Raw genomic sequence first — 16,803 nt, forward strand, 5'->3', positions numbered from 1 at the left:
AGCGCAAGGCGAGAGACTAGGCCAGGCCGCCCCCGACAGTCCGGGCGCGGCCTGGCAATCGTCTGGTGAGTGGTCACGATGCCTGATTGGTGGGGGAAGAAACTTCCGCGGCTGCACCCGTCGCGGGGAAAAGTCGGTCCATCGCCCTTGCCCCCGACTCGACCACCGGCCTGATCTGCTTCCGGTAGACCAGCTCCGTCACGGCTGTGCTGCTGTGCCCGACCAACCGCGAGATCTCCTCGATCGGCATCCCACCGTCCGAAAGGATCGACACAAAGCTGTGCCGCAGCTCCCGGGGCGTCCACTGCGTCGGCTTGAGCCCAGCCGCCTTGATCACCCGGCGGAAGTCCCGTCGGACGTTGTTGACGTCTCGCTCGGTGCCGACGTTGGTCGCGAAGACCAGGCCCTGTTCGCGCCAGTCGTCGCCCGCGACGGCCTTCACCGCCTGCTGGGCCACCCGGTGGTCCTCCAGAGCCCTCACAGCCCGCTCAGGCAGCGCCAGCGTGCGCCGGGACTTCCGCGTCTTCGTCTCGCCCTTAGCGCGGACCGAACGCCACACCTTGACGTTCGGCGGGATCGCCGGCGATACGTCCGGCTTACCGACCAGGTCCACGTGATCCCACGTCAGCGGCCGCATCTCCTCGGTTCGTGCGCCGGTCAGCAGCGACACCACGATGTAGGCGCGCATCGGCGACGACTCCGCCGCGGTGAGTACGGCTTCGGCCTGCGCGAGCGTGAGCGCCTTCGACGGCCGGCCAGCCCCCTTGCCGGCGGGCAGCTCCTCGCACAACAGCACCACGTTGTGCCGAACCCGCTTGCGCACCTGGGCGCGGTTGATCGCCCTCCGGAGGATGGAGCGCAGATTGCGCAGGGTCGAGGTGACCAGCACTTCCGCCTTCTCCGCTAGCCACTCCTCTACGTCGTCCACGTCGAGCTTCACCAGCGGTCGAGCGCCGATAGCCGGGATGATGTGGTTGTTCGCCAGCGACCGGACAGCCTTGACCGTGTTCGGGTCCCGCTCGCCCCGCCCGTAGCTGTCCAGCCAGTCGTTCACCGCCTGCGCGACCGTGTAGCCAGCCGACGCGTTGACCGCGCCCTCTTCGACGTCGCTGAGCAGTTCCTTGAGCTTGGTCTTGGCTTCCGTCTTCGTCTTGCCGCGTGCCTTCCGTACGATGCGCTTACCGTTCGGCCGGAAACCAACGGTGACCTCCGCGGTCCAGCGCTGGCGCGACTCATCCCAGTAGAGCCCGCCGTCCCCACGACTACGCCGCGTTGCCATAGCCGGTCACCTCCGCTTCGCTGATGAGAAGATCCACGTACTGCTGAATGGCTTTCGCCGGAATGAGCCGTGCCCGGCCCTGCTTCACGGACCCGAGGCGTCCGGCGCGCAACTGCTCGTAGATCACCGAGCGGCTCATGGAAAGCAGGCGCTTGGCTTCGTCGACCGTGTACAGGTGCCGCGCGGGTACCGCGGCCGGCGTGATGGTGGCGTCCATCGGGTGTGTCCCCTCGGGTCGTGCTGCAGGTCGGTCGAGGCGATGAACACATGTGCTCCTTTCGGCTGGTGTCGCTCAGGTGTCACTCCGGTTTGGCGTGGTCAGGCGACGTGGGGTGACGGAGTGACAGGTGTGACAGGGGCGGAGTGGTCGCGGGTGTCACCCCGCGCCGGCGCTGTGACAGCTGGCGAAGCTGTCACTCGGGGTGTCACTCGGAATCGGGCTGGTCAGCGGCCTGGGGTGACACCGGTGACAGGTGTGACAGGGGCGGTGTGGTGCCGGTGTCACTCGCACCCGGCGCGCTGTAGATGCCGTCCACGGTGCGGGCGAGCTGGCCGGCGTCGCCCATGCGCTTGCAGGTCTGGCGGATGGTGCCCGGGTTGGCGTCGAGTGCTTCGGCGATCGCCTTCGGGGTGAGCGGTCCGTGGTCGCGCAGTAGGCGCAGGATCTGCGCGCGGGTGTCGCCGACCAGGTGGTCGGCGGCCGGGCCGTCGAGCTTGGTCCACGCGCCGGCGGTGGCGTCGAAGGACATGGCGTAGTCGGCTTCTTCGACGTCGCGGCCGGTCACGTGCAGCACGCCGTCCGCCTGCCCGCGGCCGCGCTCGAGTACGAGCGTCGCGTCCACCGCGCCGGTCAGGCCGTTGGTGCCGGAGACGAGGTTCTGCCAGTCCTCCGCGCCCTGCTTGCGGACGTGGTGGATGAGCAGGAACGGGACGCTGTAGTGGTCGGCCAGCTGCTTGAATCGGCTGGCCGCGGCGTAGTCGCCGGCGTAGGCGGACATGCCCGAGGCGTCGGAGCCGCGCATCTTCTCGTAGGTGTCGATGATGACCAGTCGTGCGTGCGGGTTCTCCTCCAGCCACTCGACCAGCACGGCGTCTCCGCCGTTGGTCATGGTGGGGCAGGCGGTTTCGAGGGTGAGCAGCGGCGCGGCCCGGCCGCCGGCGGCGAGCATCTGCCGCCGCCGGCGCTGCAACCGCCGGCCGGTGTCCTCCAGCGCGCAGTACAGGACTGGCCCGCGCTCCACCTCGATCGAGCCCAGCACCTGGTCGCCGTTGGCGATGTCGGCCCCGAGTCCGAGCGACAGCCACGACTTGCCCAGCTTCGGCGCACCGGCCAGCAGATTCAGCCCTTCCGCGAGCAGGCCGGGCACGGCCCACTTCGGCGGTGGGAACTCCTCTCGGATCAGCTCCGCATCGGTCCAGCGGGTGCGGCGGGAGGGCGGTGCCGGCACGGCGGCCAGCGGCCGGGACGTGGTCATGATGTCTCCCTGGTGGTTCAGGCCGCGGTCTGCAGAGCCGGCGTGTGTCCGGCGTACGAGGCGTGGTGGGCGAGGATCAGGCGTCCGAGGCGTTCGGTGACCCTGGGGACGACGGCGTTACCGAGAGCGGTGATACGGGGGCCGTCCAGTTCGGCGGGAACCCCATCAGCCACTCCACCTGGGCGGGTTCGGGCCGCCATGAACCCATCGACTGGATCACGCCACGGACCCTGGCTTCGGTGTCGGGCGAGTAGCGCCCGCCCGTCCCCAACCCCCAACCCCGCCGGCCCATCGACGCCGTCGGGGTAGGCCAGTACGAACAGGCGTCGTCGTGAGTGTGGGGCACCCAAGGCGCACGCTGATACAACCGACCACTCGACAGCGAACCCGCGTTCGGAAAGGTCGTCGAGGACGATCGCAAACGCTTCCACGTACCCCAGCAGCGCGGCGACGTTCTCGATGAGGATGTATCGAGGTCGAACAGCGTCCAGGGCGTCTCGCATCCAGGGCCATCCCCAGCGGGGATCGCCGATGCCGCGACGGAGTCCGGCTGAGCTGAAGGGCTGGCAGGGGAAGCCGCCGACGAGCACGTCGACGCGAGGCCGGGCTTGGGAACGCCACCAGGCGGGTGCAGTGCGAACGTCGTCATGGCGCGGTACCTCCGGGAAGTGGCGTGCGAGGACAGTGCGGCAGAACGGGTTGAGTTCGACTTGGCCCACGGTGGTCATCCCGGCCCGTTCCAGCCCGAGTTCCAGGCCGCCGATGCCGGAGAAGAGCGAGAGGACGTTGAGGGTCATCAGGCGACCTTCCGCGGGCGGTTGGCGCCGGCGCGTAGACCGGACTTGATCGCGTTGTGGGCCTCGCGGGCGGTGAAGTGCCGTGTGCCGATGTGCCGTCCGGCCGCGGTCATCAGTGCCGCGCGCACCTCGTCTTCGGTGAGCGCTCCGCCAGCTACCAGCTGCCCGAGCGCCACGGCCGCGGCGTAGAGCGTGGCGTTGCGGTTGTCCTTGGCGTTGGCGACTTTCCCGGCTTCCGCCCGGATCGCGACGTCGAGGTAGCGGGAGCGCCGACTACCGGCGGGGCGGATGGGCACCACCGGCGCGGCCGGCAGTGGTGCCGGAGTGAGCCGGTCGACCAGCCACGCCGGCAGCTCCGCCACTGGCCCGTCCCAGACGAACTCGTAGCGGCCGGCGTCGGTGACCGTGCCGGGGCCGACGACGTAGCCGCCCCACGCGCGGGTGTCGACCTTCCAGCCGAGCCCCTGCCCCCGCTCCCCGCTGGTGTTGCGCAGCACCACGCCAGCCGGCACCCGGTAGTACAGGTGCAGTCCGCCGGACGGCGTCCGGACGGTGAGCGTGTCGCCGGGCAGCTCGCGGCCGGCCTCGTCGGCGACGACGGCGAGCACGTCTTCCCCGCACCTCGCGCCGGCCGCGGCCCACCGCTGCGGGATGTCCTCGCCGGGCTTGGCGGTGTCGAGGTCCAGCACGCACAGCCCGGACGGGCCGGTCGCCACGCCGATGCTGTACGGGGCGTGCGTCCACGCGGCGCGGATCTTGTCCGGGTCGGTGGTGGCGCGCTGCTCCGGAGTGCGGTGCCCACCGGCACACCGGCCCGTGCCGGGACACCGGTCCTCCGGGTGCCCGGCGGGGCGCTTGGTGCCGGGTCGCAGCGGGAAGACGTGCCAGCCGCGGGCAGCGGCGTCGAGCGCGGCGTCCACTGTGGTCGTCTGGTTCATCGGGGCACCTCCGGGGTGAAGCGGGCCAAGACGGCGGTGGCGTCGGCGAGGATGTCGGCGTGGTCGAACGCGATGGCGTCGCGGTTGCGGGCCAGCCACGACAGCGGCATCCACACGGCGACGGCGGCGTCGTCGCCGGCGGTGGGCTTGACCGGTCGGCGGACGACGGTGAAGAACGCGACGGTGATGTAGCGGCCGCGGGGGTCGCGGTCGGGCCGGTCGTAGATGCCGAGCTGTCGCAGGTCGGTGGCGCGGAGCCCGGTATCTTCGGTCAGCTCGCGCGCAGCGGCGGCGCGGAAGGTCTCGCCGGGGTCGACGTGCCCGCCCGGGAAGGCCCATCGGCCGGCGAAGGGGTCCCAGCGGCGCTGGATCATGAGGATGTTCCAGACGTCGTTGCGGCGGGCGAACGCGAGCACGTCCGCGGTGAGCCGGGCCGTTTCGGGGGTGTCGTGGGTGTGTTCCATCGCGGGTGAACCTTTCGGTTGGTGACTTTGTGTGCCTGTTTTTGGGTAGGGTCGGCAGGCGCGGTATCCCGGGAGGGAGGCGCGTCACGGGGTGTTGAGGTAGGGGTTTCGGGCCGTGATCAGGGGGTTTGCGCGGGTGGCTCCCTTGCCTCCCTGGTCAGGGTCGTTGCTGGTCAGGTGAGGGAGGCGAGTCCGGGGAGGCGGTGAGGGAGAACTCCCCGGACTTCGCGGCCTCCCTCAGTCGGTCCCCTCGGTCTCGTCGCCGTCGAACTCGCCATCCTCGTCACGCTCCGCGATGGCATCGCGGACACGGGCGGCAGAGACCTGCATGTGCCCGCCGGTCTTGTACGGCTTTGCCGATTCCGGCAGCGCGCCGGCGAGGTCGGCGAAGCTCCACTCGCCGTAGGTGCCGCGGTCGCGTTCGGTCAGCCGCTGCAGCACTTCCTGCGTTCGCATCCGCGCTTCGGTGCCGAGCACGCCGGAGATGTTCGCGAGGTGATCGACCGGGCCGGCTGGGGCCGGCGCGTCCGGGCCGGCGGGCAGCGCCGTCTGCTCACGCAACACCATGGCGCGCTTGGTGACCGCGTGCGCGTCCTTCGGCGAGACATAGAATGACCGGAGCAGACCGGGCTTGGCGGTGAAGCCTCGCGCCATGCAGGTGCCGACGTCGCCGGGACCCTCGTCCGTCTTCGGCGTGAGCCCCACCGCGGAGATCCCGGCCTTGTAGGACCCGGTCCCGAGCACGGCGTCGTTGGCCATCTGGTCACCGATGGCGAAGCACGCCTTGTTGCTGGCCACAGAGGTGATCTTGCGCGGGAGAGCGTCCTTGGACGGCTCCGGCGTGAGGAAGATCAGCGTGATGGCGTACTTGCGCGCGGTGCTCATCAGCTTGGACGCGACCTCGATCGCTTTCTTGCCGTCCTTGCCCATGAACAGGTTCTGGCACTCGTCGATGACCACGACGCGCGGGCGGAGCCGTCCGTCCTTTTCGGCCAGCGCCCGGGTCACTGCGCGGTCGGTTGCGTGCTCCTTGAGTGCCTTGCCGCGCACGGACAGGTCGTCGTACAGCTCGTAGAGCAGGTTCAGGCACGCGTCTACGGTCTCGTCACCGGCGCCGGTGGTGAGCGTGCGAAGCCGCGGCTTCATCGGGTCGTAGTCGGTGTTCTCGGCCATGACCACGACGTCGATGTCCACCACCGGGTCCAGCATCGCGCCCAGCACCAGGTTGATCGCCAGCGTGGACTTGCCCGAGCCCATCATGCCGCCCAGGGCGTAGTTCGCCTCGAACAGCCGGCCGCGCACCACGTCGCCCTTGAGCGTCACGCCCACCGGGACGCCGGTGAAGTAGTCGGCGGTGGCGTTGTCCAGGTCCGCGAGCAGGGGCCACGGGTCGACCGGGCCGGAGAGGGCACCGGGCTTGGCGACCCACAGGTCCAACATGGACGGTTGCGGTTCGGTCGGCCAGACCTCGCGCGGGTAGCGGACCAGGTTGTGTGCCAACGTGGTCTTGCGCTTGACGATCTCTTCGACCGGGCACGCCGGCGGCAGCGCCACCTGCGCGCGCCAGCCCTTGCCGTCCACGTGCGGCGGGGTGATGAACTTGACCCGCCACCCTTCCTTGACCGCGCGGTTGAACCCCGGGATGTTCAGGTTCTTCAGCGCGTTCAGGATGGTGTTCTCGTCGGGCAGCTCGTCCATCGTGTCGCCGTCGACCGGCTTGGCCAGCCACTGCGGCATGTCGCCGTGGGTGCGGCCCTGCTGGTAGAGGTAGCCGACGCCCACGACGGTGCCGGCGACCAGCAGCAGCACGCCGTAGGTGGTCAGGAACCACACCACGAACGCGACCGCGTCGAACACGGCGGTGATGGGCGTCAGGATCTCGCTGATCTCGCCGTCGTTGATCGCCAGGATGATGCCCAGGATCAGCAGAAACCCTGTCACGCCAACGGAACCGATGACGGCGGCCTTGATCCACTGCCCCGGGGCGCGGAGCCAGTCCATCGTGCGGTCGTGGCGGCGCTGCTTCTCCGACACGTCCGCTTCCTGCCAGTAGCGCAGCATCTCCTGGTCACCTGCGGCTTCCGCGGCGCGCATCTGGCGCTCGTAGCGGTTCGCGCCGTGGGTGTCGCGCCACCGGGTCACGACCACCTTGACCCCGGCGGTGGGGTAGGCGATGCCGTGGCGGAACGCGGTCTTGGTGCGCTCGTGCTTGACCACGTTGCGGGCGGTGCGGGCGGCGGTCACGACGTCGTGGCCGTAGCCGCGGTAGCGGGCGATCGCCCGCGCCTTCTGCGAGGTGAGCCGCTGGTATTCCTCGTCGGTGACGATCTCGCCTTCGATCACCTCGCCCTGCTCCTGCGTGACGGGCAGGCGGTGGACGGTGGCCAGCTCGCCGGCGGCCGGGGTCTGCTCGGTGTGCTCGTTCATCGGGTCCTCCGGCTCACTTGCGGTTCGGGTTGGCGTGTTCGTCGCGCAGCTGGCGGGCGTACTTCGGCGCGCAGTGCAGCGTCTTGCGGATCGACTCCGCAGACGTCGGGTTGATCGCCACGTCGGGGTTGTCGATCGCGGCGGTGAACGCGGCGCGCAGGTCCTCGATCGAGCGCGTCTTCGGGGCGCGCGGCGGTCGGGGCTTGCGGGTCGATTTCGGCTGGTCCGCCGGGCGATCGAGGGTCAGGATCGGGGCATCGGAGATCGGCCCGTCATCGGCTCGCGGGGCCTGGTCCAGTTGTGCGAAGAACGCGGCGATCTCGTCGTCGAGCACATCGGCGGTGTGGGCGTCGAGGTCAACCACGGCAGCCAGCTGGCGGCCGTTGAGGGTGTAGCGGCCCGGGGTGAACACCAGCCGCGCCGTGCCGTCCGCGGCGATCTCCGCGACGGCGGTGCGGACCGCGGCTCGACGGACCCGGGCGACCTTGCGCAGCGCCTGCCGCTCGATGCGAGCGGCGGCCCGCTCCGCCGGTGAGCGCGGCGGCGAGGCGACGGCGAGCTGATGCGCGATGACGCCGGCGACGGACACGATGCCCATCACCACCGCGGCGTCCCACCCACGGCCCAGGCCGTGCACGACGTTCAGGCCGAACCCGACGCCGGCGAACAGCCACGTCCCGAGCTGCAGTGCCCACACCGGCCGCTCGGGGTGGCGGTGTCGGGTGACCTCCACCGCGAGCGCGAACGCCCACATGCCCAGCTCCGACAGCGCCGGCAGCGCCGCGCCGGTCGCGTCCCCGTAGGTCGCGAGGCCGTAGCCGGCCATCGCGGGCACGGCCATGCCGGCGGAGACCAGGGCGAGTAGGTAGATCGGCAGCCGCACCCGGTTCGTCGACAGCCAGCCGGCGACGCGGGCCAGTGCGGCGGCTCGGCGAGCCCGGTTGGCCTCGCGCTGCTTGTCGGCCAGCTTCACCGCGGCCGCGGCGTCGGCGCGGCGCAGCTCGGCGCGGGCGGACTGCTCGCGCAGCTTCCGATCGGTCGCGGCGGCCGCGTCCTGGCGGCGCTGCTCCGCGGTGGCCGCGTGGTTGGCGCGGCGCTCTTCTGCCCACGTGCTCATCGGGTCACCTCCCGGCTCTGGTGGTTGGTCGTCTCGTCGTCGGTGGCGGCCGGCGTCGCCGGCAGCTGCTTGCGCTCCGCGGTGCCGGCGCGCAGCCGGGCCCGCTCGCGGTGGTCGCGCACCTCGTGTACCGCCCACCCGGCCGCGACCAGCGCGGACACCAGGGCGAACCACGGGGTGAAGATCACGGCCAGGACCAGCGGCCCGAGCACGCCGGCCAGCTCGCCGAAGTGCCACACGGCCCACTCCATGGCCTGCTCCAGGCGGGTCCGCTTCTCGGTGGGGACGTTCATCGGGGCACCTCCTGCCCGGTCGGGAAACCTGCGGGGAAGAACTGGTTGACGCGCCGGCGCGGCGGCTGCGATGCCTGCCGGGTGGCGGCTTGGTCGAGCCGGACCAGCACGCCGGCCAGGATCCGTTCGGCGATCACCAGCGGAATGCGCATCAGGTGCAGGCCCAGGAACAGGCACACGGTGCCGGCGAACCGGAGCAGCGCGAGGGTTCCGCGTTCCTGCAATACCTCGAAGGTGTTCACAGGGACCTCTCCTTTGCCTCGCGCCGCGCCTTCTCAACTGCTTCCTGGCCGGCCTGTACGGCGTCGTGCCAGGCGCCGGAGTCGCTCATCGGGCACCTCCGATGCCGTCCAACTCGGCCAGGGCCAGCAACCGCAGCTGCGCGGAGACGTCGAGGTAGACCCGGGCGCGGTCCCGCTTGACCGCGGCCGGCACCGTGTCATTGGCCAGCAGGAACGCGGCGTTGGACATCAGCGACATGCCGAGCTCGTGCAGGCGGCCGGCGAGCTCGCGGGAGATCAGGCGGTTCAGCTCGGCCGGGGTGTAGGTGTAAGCGACCTCGTGAGCCGGGGCGGTGGTGTCTACCATCTGGTGTTCCTCCGTGCGGGTTCGTGACTGGGCGGTGGAACCCGGCGCGGTCGGCGCGTTCTTGGCGGAGTGGGCCGCCGCGTCGGGGTGAATCAGCAGGCGAGCGGCCATCACGCAGCCTCGCCCTCGAACGTCCAAGTCGTCGGCAGCGCCCACAGCGCCCTACGGGCCGCGCGGCGCTGTGCCCGGCTCACCCGGCGCTGGTCGTTGAAGTCGTGCCGGACCGCCCGCTCCGCGGCGTGCTCGTCGGCGGCCAGCTCGCCGTAGACGTCCTGCAACAGCGCGTCGATGTCGGCTTCGGTCAGCCCGTCCGGGTAGACGGCCTCGCCGGCGAACTCATCGGTGGCCGACACGGCGGCGTCGATCCGGCGGCGGTTGACGTTGGTGTCCATTGCGGAGTCCTCTCGAAGAAACGTGCTGGTCGGTGAGGTGTCAGAGCGAGCTGAAGAACGTGGTCAGGCTGTGCACGACGTGGCGGACGTGGTCGGCCGCCTCCAGCGGCGAGGACACGACGAACGTCAGCGCCGCGGCCACCACGACCAAGCCGATGAGCTTCCGACCGACACCAGAACCGGTCTTCAGGACCGGGAGCCCCTGCTGCTTCCGTGCCATCGCTGCCTCCTTGTGCGGTGGTGAACCTTGCGGTTCGGCCGGAGTGACCCGGACCACCAAGAAGCGAACAGTTGAATGGTTCGCAGGTCAACTGTTAGGCGCGAGATTGGACAAAAGTGGGCCATGACCTGCGGGAACATGGCGACCAACTGATAGGTTCTGATACGGTGACCGTTCAGTTGAACCGATGGGCTACCCGCCCGGCGAGGAGTAGGCATGTCGCGCCCGAGGTCGCCTGTGGCTAGGTCTGAGCCACTCGCGCAGCAGATCGCCCGGAACGTCGAGAACGACATCGAAGCTGGCCGGCTACGGCACGGTCAGCGGCTGCCGTCGTCTCGTGAGCTGGCGCAAGAGTGGGACGTGAGCGTCTTCACGATCAACGAAGCGATGGACCTGCTCGCCAAGAAGGGGCTAGTGGTCAGCAAGCCGAGAGCCGCCCGCACGGTGAACGCGCCAGATCAGGAGATTCGCGGGGAGGTTCGTCCCGTGGCTCCGCAGGTGGTCATGATCGGCGGCTATGCCGGCAGCGGGAAGACGGAGCTGGGGCGCATTCTGGCGCGCGAGACCGGTTGGCCAATGCTCGACAAGGACACCCTGACTCGGTTCGTGGTTGAAGCGGCGCTTGAGATGCAGGGCCTGTCGAGGAATGACCGTGAGTCTGAGACATACCTAACCAAGATCAGGCCGGCCGAGTATGACTCGCTGCTTGAGGCAATGACCGAGAACCTGCAATGCGGGAACAATTCGATCGTTACTGCGCCGTTTGTTCGCGAGTTTGCCGATGAGGGTTGGATTCGACAGCGGGAGTTGCTGTGTCGCAACCTTGGTGCTCAGTTGACGATCGTCTGGGTTTACTGTGACGCGGATACGATGCACACGTATGTCCGTCATCGCAACGCGCCGCGCGACGCCACGAAGCTTGCCGACTGGGAGGGGTACATGGAAGGCGTAAATGTCGAATTTCGCCCCCCAGTTCCTCATGTCGTGATTGACAACTCGGTTTCTGGGGGAGTCATGGCTGTGCAGGCGCGTCAGCTCATCGACCAGCTCGCGCTGAACGGCAAAGGGAAGTAATGGCTGCTGCTCCGGTGAAGATTCTCGTTAGCGACGAAGCGGACGACGTTGTCGGCCACGAAATCCTCGGTGACCTTCAGGGTGTCGAGGTTGTGCCGTACGGCCCGAATGTTGCGAAGCTGACGTCGAGCCAAGCGGACGCTACTGTTCTTTTGCCACCTTACCGCAGCAGTCATCGGCCCATCCGGTTACTCGCGCAACTAGGATCTCTTCAGATGGTGCAACTCCTATCCGCGGGCGCTGACGAATGGTCGGCGGATGTGTCCGCTCGGGTTACTTTAGCGACTGCGCGGGGCGCTCACGCCGGCCCTGTCGCTGAATGGGTCTTGTCTGCGGTGCTGACGCAGTTTCGCCAATGGCCCACACTGGTTCGCTTTCAAGATAAGGGCGTGTGGGCGCACCGTCAGTTTGAGGCGGACACTTTGGCGGGTAAAAAAGCGCTAATTGTCGGTGCTGGCGCAATCGGACGTGAGGTCGCGCGAAGGCTCGAAGTGTTTGGAGTGGACTCCACGCTTGTCGCCTCGCGTGCTCGGGATGGCGTTTTCGGGGCGGCCGCGTTGCCTGAAGTTGTATCGGGTCACACTATCGTGGTGATCACGGCTCCCTTGACCGAGAGGACGCGAGGACTAGTCGGTTCAAGGTTCCTTAAGCTGATGGACGACAACGCCATCCTGGTCAACGCTGGCCGTGGCCAAATCGTCGATACGGACGCGCTGCTCGTAGAGCTGGCGTCGGGCCGTTTGCGCGCGGCGCTCGACGTAACCGACCCGGAGCCCCTACCCAACAATCATCCACTGTGGGCGCAGCGGGGTGCCGTGATCAGTCCTCACTCCGCCCGTACCGTGCCGGGGACCAACCGCCTCTGCTATGAGGTTGCCGCGCAGCAGATCGCCGCGTTTCTGAGGGGTGAGAGGCCGTCCAACGCTGTGCAGCACGGCTGAACCGTTGTCCTGGTCTTGGCTTGACCGTCCTTACGACGACGGCCCTGCGGTGGCGGTTGTCAGGCGGGTTTGCGGACGAGTCCGGTGTATGCGGCGATGGCGAGGGTTGCCAGGCCCCAGAGCAGGGCTTGAAGCACCCAGAGGATCACTGTGAAGGTTTGGCCCCATCGGGTGGCGGTGTCGAGGTCGCAGCGGGCACGCAGACCAGTCGCGCCGAGAGGCAGCCCACGGTCGATACCAAGGCCGATGAGTTCGACCGGCGTGCACGGAGTGCCGGTGGCGTCGGGCTTCGCAGTGGCGGGTGGAACGCGTTCGGCGGCTTGATGGCCGGGCCGGGTTGTGACATGCCCGGCGACCAGGCTCAGTCCGGCGGCGAAGGCGAGAACAACGGCGAGGGCGATGACGAGGCGGTGGGCGCGGTAGCCGTAGCGGCCGAGCCACCCCCACAACGCGTGCCGCCCGAGCGCGAGCCTGTTGCCCAGAGCGCGAGGAGCGCGGCGGCGGAGGTCTTGTTGTTGAGCGATTAGCACTTCACGGGCGTTGTTGTCGTGGCCAGCGGCGCGCTCGGTCGCGGCGAGCTGTTGGAAGGGTTGGGGCCGGTAGGCGATGGTGTGGTGGACCAGCAGATGCAGCCATTGACGCCACGAAATCTCCTGCAGGCTGGTGTAGGTAAGTCCGTGGGCTGTGATGGTGCGGTCGCTGTCGGGGCAACGATGGCGGCTCACTTCCTGCCGACCGGCGGCGCACACCACCGCTGGCGGGAAAAGCAACAACCCAGCGATCTGCACCTCGTGCAGCACTAGAAGCGGGCCTGAGCTGTTGTCCACTCTGGACACGGATAGTAGAGCCTGGCCACCGATGTGTGCGCCGAGCAGTCGGATCGCGCCGAGTTTTCCGGCGCCGCTGATGGTGGCGTCCCGCATGAACAGGTTGGTGTCGGCGCGGAGGCGTTCGGCGTGTAATGCAGGGCCAGTCGCGTTCGTGACGGTGGCTCGATCGAGTTCGAGCGAGTTGCCAATGTGCGCGCCGAGCAGTCGGATCGCGCCGAGTTCTCCGGCGCCGCTAAAGGTGGCGTCCCGCATTAGAAGGCCCATATCGGCGCGCATGCGTTCGGCGACCAGTGCGGGGCCGGTGGAGTTGGTGATGGTGGTGCCTTGATCGAGTTCGAGCGAGCCGCCGACGTGTGCGCCGAGCAGTCGGATCGCGCCGAGTTCTCCGGCGCCGCTGATGGTGGCGTCCCGCATGAACACGTTGGAGTCGGCGCGGAGGCCGTCGGCGTGCAGTGCGGGGCCGGCGGTGTTGATGACGGTGGCTCGATCGAGGCCAAGTTGGCCGCGGATGTGGGCGCCGGGCAGTCGGATTGCGCCGTCTTCGTTGGCTCCGACGATGGTGGCGCCCCGCATATTCAGGGTCGCGTTGGTACGGAGGCCGTCGGCGTGAAGGTGGGTGAGCAGACAGTAGTCCAGCTGTAGGTAGTGGAAGTCCGCATCACGACAAAGGATGCCGTCCAGGAGCGCACATTGTCGCAAGCTCAAACCCGTGACAGCGGTGATGTGATCGAGGTCGAGCTTTCCAACGATCCGCACGCCCTCCACTCTGATTCCGCGGGGGTCGAGGTCGCCGTGCAGGCCACGGACCAGATCGCGGAGCAGTTCGGCTCGTACCCGTAGGTCGGGATCAGCGGTCACCGCTAGCCCCTCTACCGCCATCGGGGTCGAGGGTTTGGCAGACTCCCCGCGTCGGGCGGCGCTAACTACTTGTTGCTCGAGTTCGGTCAAGTCGGTCAGCAGGGGTGAAGGCTGCGTCTCGTCCACGCCACCATTGTCGACTATGCGCTACGGTGTGTGACATCTGCGGCCATCTTGTTGCGAGTGGGTACACCTTTTCTGCACGTGGTAGCTGCAGGACCAGGTGGCTTCCCATCGAGAACCGCTCGTGCTGCGCCGCCTGGGTCAGCGCGAATTGCGCATTCCCATACGCGAACCACAGTCCAACCCTGCTCCTGCGCCAGCGAGGTCGATCGTGCGTCCCGCTCCCGGTTTCGACGCATCTTCTGTTCCCAAAGCTCAGCGTTCGGCCCCGTGAACGGTGTCTTCCTGCCGTGGGCCGGACAGGAGTGCCAGTAGTCGCCATCGACGAAGACAGCGATTCCGTGCCGGGGCAAGACGATGTCAGGAGTACAACCCGGCGCGACGCGTCGGTGAAGTCTGAACCGCGCGCCCGCTGCGTGCAAAGCACGGCGAAGCAGGATCTCGGGCTCGGTGTTGACCTTCTTCCGTCCGCGAAGGTGCCGCCCTTCACGCGTCGGAGTCCAGCCAGAGCCCAAGGTCAGCCCTGTTCGGTCAACGCTGCGATCACCGTCTTGGCGAGGAGCGGCGGCACCGAGTTGCCCAGCTGCGCTTGAATCGAGTTTCGTGAGCCCACAAGTTCGAAGTTGTCAGGAAAAGTGAAGAGCCGCTTCAGCTCGGCAACACGAAGTCGCCGGTTCTCCCAGTGGAAAGGACCCACGTAGGGCCCAGGCTGCGCCTGGATGGTCGGAGCGGGTTTCGCTGGGTCGAGCTTGAGCAGAAACGACCAGTAACGGCTTCGCCACTTGAACAGTGGGTCAGGGTGTCCGCGTTCGGCCGTGTAGTGCAGATAGTTGCCACCCGGAGGGATGCCTGGCAGCAGGTGCCCATACTGGCCAGCGACCGTGTCGGCCGGTTCAGGCACGGTATGAAGCCCTTCGAGTGCCTCGCCAGCCGTGACGTGAGGGGAGTCGGACTTACCGACATCCTGGCGTTCCCACCGGCCGCCGTGGGTTGGTTTGGGTAAGGCCGGCGTACGAGAGCCCTTCGGGGCTCCGACGATCACTAGCCTGGGGCGAGCCTGCGGTACGCCGAAGTTGGCTGCGTTCAGGACCTCCCAGTTGCAGTCGTATCCGTACTCCTCGATCTCGTGAAGCAAGCGGTTGAAGTGAGGCCTGCTCTGCCGGTTGTTGTACGTGAGGGCATACACGTTCTCGAGGACGAAGTACCGCGGCTTCAGGTCCCGCAGAACCCGCGTGTACTCCTGCAGCAGCGAGGCATTCGGATCGAGGCCTTCGCGTTTCCAATCGAGCCAGAAACTCGACTTGCTGAACGGGGTGCACGGAGGGCCGCCGATGAGAAGCTCAGGTTGCTCCTTCTGACCCAGGCCAGCGGCCTCGCGTATCTCAGCGGAGGGCACCTCGAGGATGTTCTGCCGTATGACCGGGGACCTAAGGTCCGGAAAGTTCTTCTCCATCGTGTCTGCAGCGTCGTTGTTGTACTCGACGGCAGCATGTACCCGATAGCCAGCTTGCTCAGCGCCCAGGTCGAGGCCGCCAGCGCCGGAGAACAACGAGATCGCTACACCACGTTCTGGAGCCACATCCTGAGACGATGCCACGAGCCCCCGACAGTCTGGGGTTGCCACGCTGATGTTCTTGCTCACAGCGCCCCCTTTAGAGTGGTCGCCCAGTCGTCGGTCACCCGCTGAAGTGGGGCGATCCTACCTGGGTGCCGTTGGTCCTCGGCGAGGAGGGAAGTTCGACGGTAGCGGAAGCTCCAGCTCCCGGTCGGCCCCTTCAGACAGGCTGCCACGACATCGAACTGGTCGATGCGGTAAAGCCGGCCTGCGGGGTCGTTCTGCGTGGCACGCGTCTTCTGGACTTCGACCTTGATGTCACCGTTGGCGTACTTCTTAGGAGAAGCGTTCTTGCACTCGACCCGCACGTGCTCGCCCGTGGCCATCGTGACGTCGAAGTCGTGCAAGCCGTCCTTGTCAAGCGGTACGACTCTCGCGATCGAGGTGTTGTCGGAAGTGAGCTGCTTACCGAGGTGGAACTCAGCAACGCCACCCTTGACGGCTGTGCTGAGCCGGTTGGCCTTGCTGATCATCGTCAAGATCTCGGAGCTGGTCATCTCAAACTGAGTTTCCAGGTCATGGGTTGACGTAAAGGTGTGGTCAGAGTCTGGTCGGGGGCTCGCGGCTTCGTTCGCGGCGACGAAGCGAAGAGCGGGGTCAAGCGCGAAGTCAGACGCCGTGCGTTCAAGCCTGACGTAGTCGAGAAGCCGGTCCGGCTTGAACATGACCACGGTCTCGAGGCCGCTGGCCGCGCGCGGGTTCGCACGCTTGCGGCCGGTGATGTTGTCGCGTTCGAAAACGTGCCACCCGCTGGCGTCGGCCGCTGAGACGTTTGCTTCCTTGAACTCGATCGAGATGCCCATGGGCAGCGGGTCGTACAGCGACGGGTCCAGGCCGATCAACAGGCCTGCCTCGAGGTGGATGCCGACGATGAGCGTCGTGTCGATGCCGGCGATGTCCCGGCCGAGTGGGTGGTCGTCCTTCCAGGACGCTTCACCGCCGTAGCGAATCTGCATCCGGTGCTCGTCAGCTGGCCGATTCTTGATCAACCGGTGGTTCGCCGTAAACGGGTACACGAGCACGCCGACGCGTTCGTCGGCTGGAGTCTGGATCCCCAAGTAGACAGGGCTGCGCTTCGGGTCGCTCGCGTACAGCACCCGAGCGCGTGACCTATCGACAGCTTCGGTGAGGAACCTGTGAAGCTCTGTCCGGGTGGGCGTGTTATACACCCGAGCGTAAGCGCGATCAGCTACGTATTCCGGCACCCTCCCATCTTTGCGTGTGTCTGGCGCCTTGCCTGCCCGGGGCTCCAGCTGAGCCTCGCGCCCGGCTAAGGCCGACGATCCGCCCGACGGCTCCGAGGTGTGTGTCGCAGCTCTGTGGCGACCGTCGGCCGAGTGTGACAGGTGGTAGGTGTTCGAGGTGTCACACC

Annotated in this window: 19 protein-coding genes; 2 read left to right on the plus strand and 17 right to left on the minus strand. The window is 67.8% G+C overall.

What is annotated here, in order from left to right:
* Window positions 1–73: 73 nt before the first annotated feature.
* The 13 genes from QP939_RS16870 to QP939_RS16930 form a co-directional block, all read right to left on the minus strand.
* Complete coding sequence (locus QP939_RS16870; protein ID WP_285457725.1) at window positions 74–1,279, minus strand: site-specific integrase; 1,206 nt, start codon at window positions 1,277–1,279, stop codon at window positions 74–76.
* Window positions 1,263–1,496 carry a helix-turn-helix domain-containing protein gene (locus tag QP939_RS16875; protein ID WP_285457726.1) on the minus strand — a complete coding sequence of 78 codons (234 nt, stop codon included), beginning with the start codon at window positions 1,494–1,496 and terminating at the stop codon, window positions 1,263–1,265. Before QP939_RS16875 ends, QP939_RS16870 begins: the two co-directional genes overlap by 17 nt.
* 208 nt (window positions 1,497–1,704) lie before the next feature.
* The gene (locus QP939_RS16880; RefSeq protein WP_285457727.1) at window positions 1,705–2,754 is read right to left on the minus strand and encodes an AAA family ATPase; all 1,050 of its coding nucleotides are present in this window, start codon (window positions 2,752–2,754) and stop codon (window positions 1,705–1,707) included.
* Between the two features lie 17 nt (window positions 2,755–2,771).
* The gene (locus QP939_RS16885; RefSeq protein ID WP_285457728.1) at window positions 2,772–3,551 is read right to left on the minus strand and encodes a DNA cytosine methyltransferase; all 780 of its coding nucleotides are present in this window, start codon (window positions 3,549–3,551) and stop codon (window positions 2,772–2,774) included.
* A complete protein-coding gene (locus QP939_RS16890; protein ID WP_285457729.1) occupies window positions 3,551–4,489 on the minus strand; it encodes a bifunctional DNA primase/polymerase in 939 nt (312 codons plus the stop codon). The genes QP939_RS16885 and QP939_RS16890 overlap by 1 nt, the downstream gene beginning before the upstream one ends.
* Window positions 4,486–4,953: an NUDIX domain-containing protein gene (locus tag QP939_RS16895; protein ID WP_285457730.1), complete on the minus strand. Its 468-nt coding sequence runs from the start codon at window positions 4,951–4,953 to the stop codon at window positions 4,486–4,488. Before QP939_RS16895 ends, QP939_RS16890 begins: the two co-directional genes overlap by 4 nt.
* A 237-nt stretch (window positions 4,954–5,190) precedes the next feature.
* Complete coding sequence (locus tag QP939_RS16900) at window positions 5,191–7,380, minus strand: zonular occludens toxin domain-containing protein (RefSeq protein ID WP_285457731.1); 2,190 nt, start codon at window positions 7,378–7,380, stop codon at window positions 5,191–5,193.
* 13 nt (window positions 7,381–7,393) lie between these two features.
* Window positions 7,394–8,497: a hypothetical protein gene (locus tag QP939_RS16905; RefSeq protein ID WP_285457733.1), complete on the minus strand. Its 1,104-nt coding sequence runs from the start codon at window positions 8,495–8,497 to the stop codon at window positions 7,394–7,396.
* A complete protein-coding gene (locus QP939_RS16910) occupies window positions 8,494–8,790 on the minus strand; it encodes a hypothetical protein (RefSeq protein ID WP_285457734.1) in 297 nt (98 codons plus the stop codon). The genes QP939_RS16905 and QP939_RS16910 overlap by 4 nt, the downstream gene beginning before the upstream one ends.
* Window positions 8,787–9,032, minus strand: a complete 246-nt coding sequence (locus tag QP939_RS16915) for a hypothetical protein (protein ID WP_285457735.1) — start codon at window positions 9,030–9,032, stop codon at window positions 8,787–8,789. The genes QP939_RS16910 and QP939_RS16915 overlap by 4 nt, the downstream gene beginning before the upstream one ends.
* An 85-nt stretch (window positions 9,033–9,117) precedes the next feature.
* Window positions 9,118–9,378: a hypothetical protein gene (locus tag QP939_RS16920; RefSeq protein WP_285457736.1), complete on the minus strand. Its 261-nt coding sequence runs from the start codon at window positions 9,376–9,378 to the stop codon at window positions 9,118–9,120.
* Between the two features lie 110 nt (window positions 9,379–9,488).
* The gene (locus QP939_RS16925) at window positions 9,489–9,770 is read right to left on the minus strand and encodes a hypothetical protein (protein WP_285457737.1); all 282 of its coding nucleotides are present in this window, start codon (window positions 9,768–9,770) and stop codon (window positions 9,489–9,491) included.
* 40 nt (window positions 9,771–9,810) lie between these two features.
* On the minus strand, window positions 9,811–9,990 hold the full coding sequence (locus tag QP939_RS16930) for a hypothetical protein (protein WP_285457738.1): 180 nt from the start codon (window positions 9,988–9,990) through the stop codon (window positions 9,811–9,813).
* Window positions 9,991–10,206: 216 nt separating this feature from the next.
* Between QP939_RS16930 and QP939_RS16935 the strand changes: the two genes are divergently transcribed.
* A complete protein-coding gene (locus tag QP939_RS16935) occupies window positions 10,207–11,064 on the plus strand; it encodes a P-loop nucleotide/nucleoside kinase family protein (RefSeq protein ID WP_285457739.1) in 858 nt (285 codons plus the stop codon).
* A 215-nt stretch (window positions 11,065–11,279) separates the two neighbouring features.
* The gene (locus tag QP939_RS16940; RefSeq protein ID WP_285459768.1) at window positions 11,280–12,005 is read left to right on the plus strand and encodes an NAD(P)-dependent oxidoreductase; all 726 of its coding nucleotides are present in this window, start codon (window positions 11,280–11,282) and stop codon (window positions 12,003–12,005) included.
* Between the two features lie 59 nt (window positions 12,006–12,064).
* On the opposite strand, the gene QP939_RS16945 is transcribed toward QP939_RS16940, so the two are convergent.
* Genes QP939_RS16945 through QP939_RS16955 form a run of 4 tightly spaced genes read right to left on the minus strand, consistent with a single transcriptional unit; the run spans window position 12,065 to window position 16,528 of the window.
* Window positions 12,065–13,819, minus strand: a complete 1,755-nt coding sequence (locus QP939_RS16945) for a hypothetical protein (RefSeq protein WP_285457740.1) — start codon at window positions 13,817–13,819, stop codon at window positions 12,065–12,067.
* Window positions 13,820–13,833: 14 nt separating this feature from the next.
* Entirely contained in the window at window positions 13,834–14,331 is a 498-nt protein-coding gene (locus QP939_RS51820; protein ID WP_352251585.1) for a very short patch repair endonuclease, read from the minus strand.
* Window positions 14,332–14,333: 2 nt separating this feature from the next.
* On the minus strand, window positions 14,334–15,458 hold the full coding sequence (locus QP939_RS16950) for a DNA cytosine methyltransferase (RefSeq protein WP_285457741.1): 1,125 nt from the start codon (window positions 15,456–15,458) through the stop codon (window positions 14,334–14,336).
* A complete protein-coding gene (locus QP939_RS16955; RefSeq protein ID WP_285457742.1) occupies window positions 15,455–16,528 on the minus strand; it encodes a hypothetical protein in 1,074 nt (357 codons plus the stop codon). The genes QP939_RS16950 and QP939_RS16955 overlap by 4 nt, the downstream gene beginning before the upstream one ends.
* Between the last annotated feature and the right edge of the window lie 275 nt (window positions 16,529–16,803).

Source organism: Amycolatopsis nalaikhensis (assembly GCF_030264295.1).
GTDB lineage: Bacteria > Actinomycetota > Actinomycetes > Mycobacteriales > Pseudonocardiaceae > Amycolatopsis > Amycolatopsis nalaikhensis.

Excerpts from the sequence above, each read along its gene's own strand:
- QP939_RS16920 (WP_285457736.1), bottom strand. The coding sequence starts at position 9,378 with ATGGTAGACACCACCGCCCCGGCTCACGAGGTCGCTTACACCTACACC.
- QP939_RS16910 (WP_285457734.1), bottom strand. The coding sequence starts at position 8,790 with ATGAACGTCCCCACCGAGAAGCGGACCCGCCTGGAGCAGGCCATGGAG.
- QP939_RS16895 (WP_285457730.1), bottom strand. The coding sequence starts at position 4,953 with ATGGAACACACCCACGACACCCCCGAAACGGCCCGGCTCACCGCGGAC.
- QP939_RS16880 (WP_285457727.1), bottom strand. The coding sequence starts at position 2,754 with ATGACCACGTCCCGGCCGCTGGCCGCCGTGCCGGCACCGCCCTCCCGC.
- QP939_RS16940 (WP_285459768.1), top strand. The coding sequence starts at position 11,280 with ATGGTGCAACTCCTATCCGCGGGCGCTGACGAATGGTCGGCGGATGTG.
- QP939_RS16885 (WP_285457728.1), bottom strand. The coding sequence starts at position 3,551 with ATGACCCTCAACGTCCTCTCGCTCTTCTCCGGCATCGGCGGCCTGGAA.
- QP939_RS16905 (WP_285457733.1), bottom strand. The coding sequence starts at position 8,497 with ATGAGCACGTGGGCAGAAGAGCGCCGCGCCAACCACGCGGCCACCGCG.
- QP939_RS16870 (WP_285457725.1), bottom strand. The coding sequence starts at position 1,279 with ATGGCAACGCGGCGTAGTCGTGGGGACGGCGGGCTCTACTGGGATGAG.
- QP939_RS16935 (WP_285457739.1), top strand. The coding sequence starts at position 10,207 with ATGTCGCGCCCGAGGTCGCCTGTGGCTAGGTCTGAGCCACTCGCGCAG.
- QP939_RS16890 (WP_285457729.1), bottom strand. The coding sequence starts at position 4,489 with ATGAACCAGACGACCACAGTGGACGCCGCGCTCGACGCCGCTGCCCGC.
- QP939_RS16930 (WP_285457738.1), bottom strand. The coding sequence starts at position 9,990 with ATGGCACGGAAGCAGCAGGGGCTCCCGGTCCTGAAGACCGGTTCTGGT.
- QP939_RS16900 (WP_285457731.1), bottom strand. The coding sequence starts at position 7,380 with ATGAACGAGCACACCGAGCAGACCCCGGCCGCCGGCGAGCTGGCCACC.
- QP939_RS16925 (WP_285457737.1), bottom strand. The coding sequence starts at position 9,770 with ATGGACACCAACGTCAACCGCCGCCGGATCGACGCCGCCGTGTCGGCC.
- QP939_RS16875 (WP_285457726.1), bottom strand. The coding sequence starts at position 1,496 with ATGGACGCCACCATCACGCCGGCCGCGGTACCCGCGCGGCACCTGTAC.